The organism is candidate division WOR-3 bacterium, from assembly GCA_013177935.1.
Taxonomy (GTDB): Bacteria; Hydrothermota; Tepidihabitantia; order Tepidihabitantales; family Tepidihabitantaceae; genus Tepidihabitans.
The window spans coordinates 535,375-543,483 of record JABLXZ010000002.1 but is presented as its reverse complement, the minus strand read 5'-3'; the positions used below and the strand labels follow the sequence as shown (position 1 = coordinate 543,483).

At 40.3% G+C, this 8,109-nt stretch carries 6 protein-coding genes; all 6 read left to right on the top strand.

Features of this window, described 5'->3' with window-relative positions; genetic code table 11:
* Window positions 1-33: 33 nt before the first annotated feature.
* The 6 genes from HPY86_05590 (at window position 34) to HPY86_05565 (ending at window position 8,095) form a co-directional block, all read left to right on the top strand.
* Window positions 34-906 (top strand): ATP-binding protein, encoded by an 873-nt coding sequence (locus tag HPY86_05590; protein ID NPV14386.1) that lies wholly within the window; start codon window positions 34-36, stop codon window positions 904-906.
* Between the two features lie 245 nt (window positions 907-1,151).
* Window positions 1,152-1,994 carry a type II restriction endonuclease gene (locus tag HPY86_05585; GenBank protein NPV14385.1) on the top strand — a complete coding sequence of 281 codons (843 nt, stop codon included), beginning with the start codon at window positions 1,152-1,154 and terminating at the stop codon, window positions 1,992-1,994.
* Window positions 1,987-3,045 carry a DUF262 domain-containing protein gene (locus HPY86_05580; GenBank protein ID NPV14384.1) on the top strand — a complete coding sequence of 353 codons (1,059 nt, stop codon included), beginning with the start codon at window positions 1,987-1,989 and terminating at the stop codon, window positions 3,043-3,045. Before HPY86_05585 ends, HPY86_05580 begins: the two co-directional genes overlap by 8 nt.
* Before the next feature lie 12 nt (window positions 3,046-3,057).
* Entirely contained in the window at window positions 3,058-3,708 is a 651-nt protein-coding gene (locus tag HPY86_05575; GenBank protein ID NPV14383.1) for a hypothetical protein, read from the top strand.
* A 3-nt stretch (window positions 3,709-3,711) separates the two neighbouring features.
* Window positions 3,712-5,595, top strand: coding sequence for a hypothetical protein (locus tag HPY86_05570; GenBank protein NPV14382.1), 1,884 nt, complete (start codon window positions 3,712-3,714; stop codon window positions 5,593-5,595).
* Window positions 5,596-5,773: 178 nt separating this feature from the next.
* Window positions 5,774-8,095, top strand: coding sequence for a hypothetical protein (locus HPY86_05565; protein ID NPV14381.1), 2,322 nt, complete (start codon window positions 5,774-5,776; stop codon window positions 8,093-8,095).
* Window positions 8,096-8,109: the final 14 nt, after the last annotated feature.

Sequence of the window (8,109 nt, the reverse complement as noted above, 5' to 3'; positions counted from 1 at the left end):
TCCCGAAGGGTGAGCATCGAAGAGATTTACCCGATGAAATTCAATGAATATTTGATATTAAGACACGGACAATACCCGATATCGGGACTTTCCGACGACTTGCAGGAGATAATTTTTAATTCCCCTGACGCTCGGGCGGTTTTTCAGGGTTTAAAGGCAAAATCCGACGAGGTTGATAGATTTTTCGCCGAACTCCCGCCCGATAGTGAAGACGATTTCTTTGCGGTCGGCAACTTTCCGTTTTCGGCGAATCTTACCAATAGAGTAAAGGCATTAGAACTAATTAAAAATGTGCTCAACAGTATTATCATAAAAGACATTATCGGCTTTGCCCGGTTTAAAGCGCAGACGGTCGCCAAACTCAATAGACTACTCTATCTGATTGCCAGTTCGGATATCATAAGTTATGACAGTTTAAGAACCACATTGAAGATTGAGCGGTTCGAAACATTAGACTCTTTAGTGGAAGTGTTGATTATGAGTGGTGTGTTGTTTAAGGTACCAAGCCTCGGAAAACCATTCACGAGCACAAGAAAAACGCCCAAACTTCTTTTTACTGCCCCGGCATTAAGAACCGCGATTTTAGACAACATTTTTCGATCAAATATTGAAGGCAAAAAATTAGAGGACTATTTCGCCTTGATTTATAATAAGGATTTAAAAGGCAGATATAAGGCAACGATAGCATACGATATTGCCGAAGGCGGCGCGGATTTCGTTTTAAGACTCCCCAACCAGAAGCCAGTAGTGATTGAAATCGGTTTTCACAAAGAAGATACGACACAGGTTGAAACCACCCAGAAAAAGGTCAAAGGTAAATACGGTATTGTGTTTGGCAGCAAAAAATTGCAACTGACCGATGAATCAATCGTCAAGGTACCATTAGAATACCTGCTCTTAATCTGATGAAACCCATTTCATACAAATACGGACAGGTCAACGATAAAAAACGCCCACCTTTATTAGCCGCAACCCAGTCCCGACCTCAACACATCCAACCAATTTATTGACAAAACCGGAAAACTGAATGTAATTATCAAAGATGCCAGAAAACAGAAAGTATGTGGAACTAATCTGGGCAAAAAGTCCAGTGCATCTTAATCATCAGAAGTATTTAGGGCATTATTATATATTTTTAGGGAATGCAACAAATGACAACTTTTAATATCGGCTCAACTACAGCCCGAGGCGGATTTGCGAATGAGAAAAACATATGCAAGAAATTCAATAACTGGAAGACAGATAAGGAAGCCCAAATATGGCTCGCAATTATGGGATATAAAATTGATTTAATAGATTCGGTTGAGGCAATTCTAATACCCACGCGGATGAAAAGAATAGACGCGGAAAATCTTGGTTTAAGGGAAACCTTTGAAGATCTGATGAAATTCAAAAAAGCTGATGCGCAGCTAAGAATAATTATAAAGGTAGGCGCGATTGTAAAAATCGAAAACCTATCGTTAAAAAAAGCCAATTCCGACGCTGACTATAACCAAGTGGACAAAAGGTCAGTAGACTCGTACAGAGAAATCTGGGGATTTGACGATGATACAACATTAGCCCTGAAATTATTTACTGGTGAAATTAATCCTCTTTCGTATCCTCATATTGTCGGAAATAAAATTCTGAGAGACAAGAGAAGAATGTTCCTTGATGAATTACCGGAAAGTTTGGTAAATAATATAATAAATTTCTTCCGTGAAAATAGAATCCTTGTTGTATCCGATATTATAAAGGGAAGAGGCGGTTTATCTGCTAACTGGATGTTAGTTACACGCTACAACAAAGTCAAAAATACAACTACATGGGCATTAAAGGACATAAATACTGCGATGAACTTCTTTGGCGCAGGGGATGTAAGAATATCACCAAGGGGAAGTTTATATATTGGAAGAATTACTATGCAAAGAAAAGGTGGAACACCCGACCCAAATAAGTTACAATTTAAAATAAAACCATGTGAATTATTTAATATGGAGGCATTAAATGGCTAAAAACTTTGAAATAAAGTCCTATTCTATCAATGATTATAGACAATGGCATGAAAGGGGGGAATTAATTTTGTCGCCAAAATTCCAGAGAAGACGCGTTTGGTCGGCGAAAGCAAAATCATATTTAATTGATACAATCTTAAGGGAATTACCTATCCCCCCTGTTTTTATCAGAGAAACAATAGACTTAAAAACGCGCAAAAGCATTAGAGAGGTAATTGATGGCCAGCAGCGGCTCGCAACTATATTGGATTATTTAAAAGATGGTTTCAGTGTTTCAAAAATCCACAATCAAGATTACGGGGGATTATATTTCAGTCAGTTGCCCGACGAGGTACAAAAGGAATTTCTTCTGTATAATATTTCCACTAATAAAGTACTAATTTCAGAGGATAAAGATGTTCTCGGAATCTTTGCTCGGTTAAATACTTATACTGTGCCTCTAAATAAAACTGAGCTCTTGAATGCTAAGTATTTCGGGCTATTTAAACAGACGGTGCACAGTATGGCGCACGAGTTTTATACCTTTTGGATAAAATCAAAAATCCTCAAGGAACCGAAAATTGCAAGAATGGCTGATGTTGAACTTACTTCCGAATTAATTATAGCCAGTATCGATGGGATACAGGATAGAAGAGTTATTGAAACCTACTATAAAAGATATGACGACCGATTCGATAATAAAGATAAAATAACAGATAATTTCAAAAAATGTATGGATACTATCGGAGAAATATACGGTGACATTCTTCCGGACTCCTATTTCAATAAAAGCCCCTTGTTTTATTCTCTTTACTGCATGATTTACGACCTGTTGTTTGGCTTACCCAACTCAGAAAATACGCTGAGAATTGAACCGTCTCAATACCCTAAAATTAAAATTGCTTTAGAATCGCTTGAGGCAATTTTGGAGGAAAGTTCAAATAAGTCTGCACAGGATTCAGAACCTGATATTAAACAATTTATTGATGATTATACCCGTCATACAACAGTTGAGGCGGTGAGAAATCGCCGACATCAGTTTTTATTAGCATTTATCATAAAGTATTTATAAGATGATAACGAGATGTCCAACCTTAACGAAACAAAAAATAAATTTATAGCACAAATGAATGATAGTTTTAATTTACTCCAGACTATGAATCAAATTCCTAATATAGATAGTAATGTTATTAATTTAGTGTATGAACTCTCGTTTTTGAAAATGTATTTAGCGTGGGAATGGTTTATTGAAGAAACATTTATTCTTTATATGCTGGGGGAAAAAACCGATAGTGGATACGCCCCGAATCGTTATGTTTTCCCTCGGGATAAAAACCATGCATATGCTATTATAACATCTGGTCGCCGCTACGCTAAGTGGTTAAATTTAAATTTCATAAAGAAAAAGTCGGAGTTGTTTTTTAAAGACGGTGAGCCATTTAAAAGAGTACTCTGTGATAACGCAGATATAAATCGTGCGTTACAAAATATGACGACACTTAGAAATGCAATAGTCCACATATCACAAACATCCAGAGAAGAGTATGAATCTATGCTGGAATCTATGCTGACCAGAGAAGGGTATAAATCTATGCTGAGAAACGAACTCGGGTATGCGAGTCCTATTTCCCCTGGAGAATTCTTGATGAAGCCGGTACGCAAATTGCCAAAAACTTCCTATATAGGTTATTTTAGTGAAATTTTATTAACTGCCAGCGACTTAATTGTAAGGTAAAATATGATTGTATTAGCAAAGCTAAAATTTGACTTGAGAGACCCCGATGAGGTTTATTTTGCCCATCGGGAAATAGATAGTTTATTAGGGACTAAAACGCAGTTTGTTAAAACACTGGCGGCTTTATTCAAAGAAAAACCATTTAATTTATTAGATGAGGAAGTAATACATTTGATCAGCAGGTTGGTTTATCTTGGAGAAGGACAGGGCTTTTTGGCAAAAGTTTCTACAATGGACATAGTAAACATCGTTAAAAGAGCAACTTTCTTCAGGGAAATTTATGTAATTCTGGAATCAGAAAACCCTCAACAAACATTGGAAAAAATTGGCTTACCAATTAATGAGGAATTGTTGGGTACAAAAAATAGATTGGAACCTAACCCCTATACTCAAATTTTCTTGAAAGATATTGTGAAATCTAAAAATAAATTGTTAACGATAAGGTTCCTGCCATTTCATACGCTTTTTGAGTATGCGACAGAAGTAAAAAAACTTCCTGCTTGTGTTTTCCGACCCAGAAACAGTGAAAACTGGCAAAACTACTTCTCTGAGAAAGAATCAGGCATAGAAAAAGGGCTGAAAGAATTGCTTTCGCATCTAATGGATGGCCAATATCGTTCCCCCCATTTGGGATTGGGGAAAAATCATATCGGTGATTTTGTCGATTGGGCATCAACGGACCTGCGGAAACCATTTTTGCACTACCTGCATAAATATAAAGGGAAAGGTGACCCCCGAATATCAAGAGCACTGATAAATTTATTACAGGTTCAAGAAGGGGATACTATCCTTGACCCCTTTGTTGGGTCTGGTGCATTTATTGCTGATGCTCCCACAATGGGTATAAATGCCGTAGGAATCGAAGTATTGAATATAGGTAAGATGATAGCCGAAGTAAAATGTAATATTGGAATTGATATTAGCAAAGTTAAAACTGCGGCAATTAAATTATTTGAATCAATTGATGACAGCCTTTCCCGTAAATTCAACTTTAATGATTTAAGTGCACTGAAAGAAAAATTAAGGCGTGCTGCTTCAAACAGCGCTGGCTTTGCAAAGATTGAACCTCATCTCGATAATGTTTTGTTTTTAAAAGAAAAAATTGAAGATATCCAAGATGAAGATATTAGACAATTTTTCTTAATTCTTTTGAGTCAGCAGATTGTTGAGTATTCCGAAAAAAGCAGAACTTGGGATTTAATCAATTCTTTTAAATCGTATGTGGAAGATAGATATTTAACTTTATACGCCACCCAGAAAATGGCTGAAATATTAAGTGTAAAGCTCAACAAAGGGAGAGTAAAAATTATTAAAGGTGACTCAACTAATATGTCTATGTTACAGGATGAAAGCATTGATGGTATACTTACATCGCCGCCATATTTTGATGCCTTAGATTATATTGGCAATAATAAAATCTCCATATTAATTTTAGGCTTAAACGATGATCTAAAATGGGAGTCAACTAAAAACTTTTATCAATCGAAACATAGGGATGAAGACCAATACGAAAATATGACACTTTTTGTGAATGATAGATATTCGTCAGTTGCTTTACCAGAATCGAGTTTAGCGCTTATAGACCTATTAAAAAAATCACGGAGAACTTACAAAGCCGAGACAGTCGAGAACTATCTCAAAATGATGAAACTATCATTTGAGGAATGTTACCGAGTCTTAAAAAAAGACAAGTATTACTTGATGGTTGTTAGTAAATGTCACTCCTGGCTTATAAACGGAAAAGAGGAAGTAATTGAAACATCTCCTATATTAGGAGATCTTGGTAAGGCAGTTGGATTTCGGTTAGTGGATGTTATTGAACATGGTTTATCCAAAGCTGATAAAGGAAAAATAGGTGTGGAGAACATTTTAGTCTTTCAAAAATGATTACTAAAATTAAGCACATCCCAACCGGTACAAAATGGCACTTTTTCCGTGCCAATCAACAGGAGCTCTTAAGGTATCCACTCAAAAATTTGCGAGAGTTGATTGCGCTGTTTAACCCTTTTGTCCCTTGACATTTAACTAATTTCGCTTTATAATCAAAGCGCAAACAGGAGGTGTTATGCGCCGGTGGTTTTTGTTTTGTCTTGTCGCCCTGATGGCGACACCGGTTTCAGCCCAGTGGCTGGAAAGAACCGTTTATCTGCCCGATTCGTTTGCCGGTCCCGCATATCCGAACCGAATCTTCTATAACCCGAACAACAACACCGTATTCATTTTCGGGGATGGTATCTCACAAATCTGCGTCCTTGATGGCACCACCAACCGAAAAATCGCCTTAATTCAACTGCCGGGTCCTGCCGGAAATTTTACCTATAACCCCGTGGATAATAAACTTTACATTCTCAGCGGCAACCTGTTGTTTGTGGTTGACGCTGCTGCCAACCGTTTGGTCCGAACCATTAACCTGCCGAATTACGGCAGTGACCTGGCCTACAACCCCAATCTCAACCGGATATACTGCGTTGGTGGTCCTGAAGTCTGGGTCATAGATTGCGACTACGACACCCTGATAAAAACGATTGCCATCCCAGACGAGTCGGGAAATATCGCCTGCGCCTATCGGGTAAATAAGGTTTACTGTGTTATGGATAACCAGGATGTGGCGGTAATTGACTGTTCAACCGACAGTGTCATTAAAACCTTCTATTCAGGTGCCGGATTTTACTATGATATGCTTTACAACCATCTGACCAACCGGCTTTACATTTCTGAGGACTACGATGAGGATATCACGGTGGTTGACTGCGACCGGGATACCGTAATTCGCTGGCTTGTAGCCGGTTATTCACCAAGGTTGATGTGTCTGAACACCGTGAGTAATAAGTTTTACTGTGCCGACTGGGACGATAACTGGTTCGGAGTTTACGACGCCCTTGCTGATACCTTAATCCGCTGGATTTATCTCAATACAAACCAACGCGGTCTGGTTTTTGACTCGGTTGACAATCTCGTTTACATCGCTTTGAGTGAAACCGATAGCATTGCGGTGGTTGACGGTGTTACCAATCAGGTGGTTCGGGTGATTCCAACACCTGGCTCCTATCCTGTCGGGCTTGGCTATAATCCGCGTGCCAACTTAATTTATGCCCCGGAGCGCTTTAGCCATCAGGTGGTGATATACAATGCCCGAACCAGTGAAGTTGTGAATAAGGTTGTTACCTGGTTTCCGGTAAACCTTCTTGCCTATCTTCCGGGTACGGAACGGGTTTACTGCGCCAGTACCGAACGCGACGAGATAGTACCGATTAACGCCGAAACCGGCGCTCTCCGCAACCCGATAAGACTACCCGCTGCCCCTTCCAAAATCATCCCGATTACCGCAAGTAACCGCCTCTATGCCCTCCTCCCATCGGAAACTGCCATCGTGTCGATTGACTGTCCTGCTGAAACGGTGCGTAAGACGATACATTTGTACGATATACCAAGGAGCGCGGTTTATGTCCCGGACCAGAACCGTTTGTTCTGCGCTCTGGATTATCGTATTGAGGTAATCAACTGTGCCCGGGACTCAATTATCTATAGGTTTTATGCTGGCGAGGACCCCCGCATCATCAGTTATTTCCCGAATTTGCACCGGCTCTATTTCTCCGCCATCTATGACCAGTATTCACTGTTCGTGCTTGATGTGCGAACCAATGAGGTGATTGCCCATCTCGGATTAGGTGGCACACCAAGAGAGGTGTGTTATCTGCCTGAAGATAACCTCCTTGCCTGTGCAGTTGACAACCTGAACGGGCTGTTTTTTGTTGACTGCTCCACCCATACCATCCGCTCTTTTCTGCCAATACCGTACCAACCGGGTTTGATGTTCCACAATGAATTCGGTAACCGGCTTTACTGTGCGGCGGGTAGCCAGTTCTTTGTGATTAACCCGAGCGGACCCCGGATTGAAGACTCAATTCCGATTGGTAGCGGACTGAGTCAAATCGTTTACGATTCGCTCACCGGTTATCTTTACTGCACATTCCGCTATGGACAGGATGTCAAGGTGTTTGACTGCCGTACCGATTCGGTCGTTACTGGCATTCGTTTGCCCGGTTATCCCGCAGAAATTGTCCATAGCCCGAACCAGCGCCGGGTTTATGTTTCAGTGCCGGGCAGTTCGGCGGTCTGTTTCGTCCGTGATACAACCTTGGTCGGAATCGCTCAAAACCCTGGTGGTAATTCAGAAGACCAGTTTATTCCAACTGTGGTGCGCTACACTCTAACTTTGCCCCGGAACCAGAGCGGTGTTCTCTTTGACATCTCCGGTCGTAAAGTGCTCAATCTCCAGCCCGGTGTTAATGACATCCGGCATCTTGCCCCTGGGGTCTATTTTATCCAGCCAATGAAGGAGGCAACACCCGGCAAAGCGACCGTTAAGGTGCTCGTTACCCGCTAAACCGCACCGCCTTT

What these genes read in the sequence shown, in the direction of transcription:
- HPY86_05590 (NPV14386.1), top strand. Translation starts at nt 34, where the DNA reads ATGAAATTCAATGAATATTTGATATTAAGACACGGACAATACCCGATA.
- HPY86_05585 (NPV14385.1), top strand. Translation starts at nt 1,152, where the DNA reads ATGACAACTTTTAATATCGGCTCAACTACAGCCCGAGGCGGATTTGCG.
- HPY86_05580 (NPV14384.1), top strand. Translation starts at nt 1,987, where the DNA reads ATGGCTAAAAACTTTGAAATAAAGTCCTATTCTATCAATGATTATAGA.
- HPY86_05575 (NPV14383.1), top strand. Translation starts at nt 3,058, where the DNA reads ATGTCCAACCTTAACGAAACAAAAAATAAATTTATAGCACAAATGAAT.
- HPY86_05570 (NPV14382.1), top strand. Translation starts at nt 3,712, where the DNA reads ATGATTGTATTAGCAAAGCTAAAATTTGACTTGAGAGACCCCGATGAG.
- HPY86_05565 (NPV14381.1), top strand. Translation starts at nt 5,774, where the DNA reads ATGCGCCGGTGGTTTTTGTTTTGTCTTGTCGCCCTGATGGCGACACCG.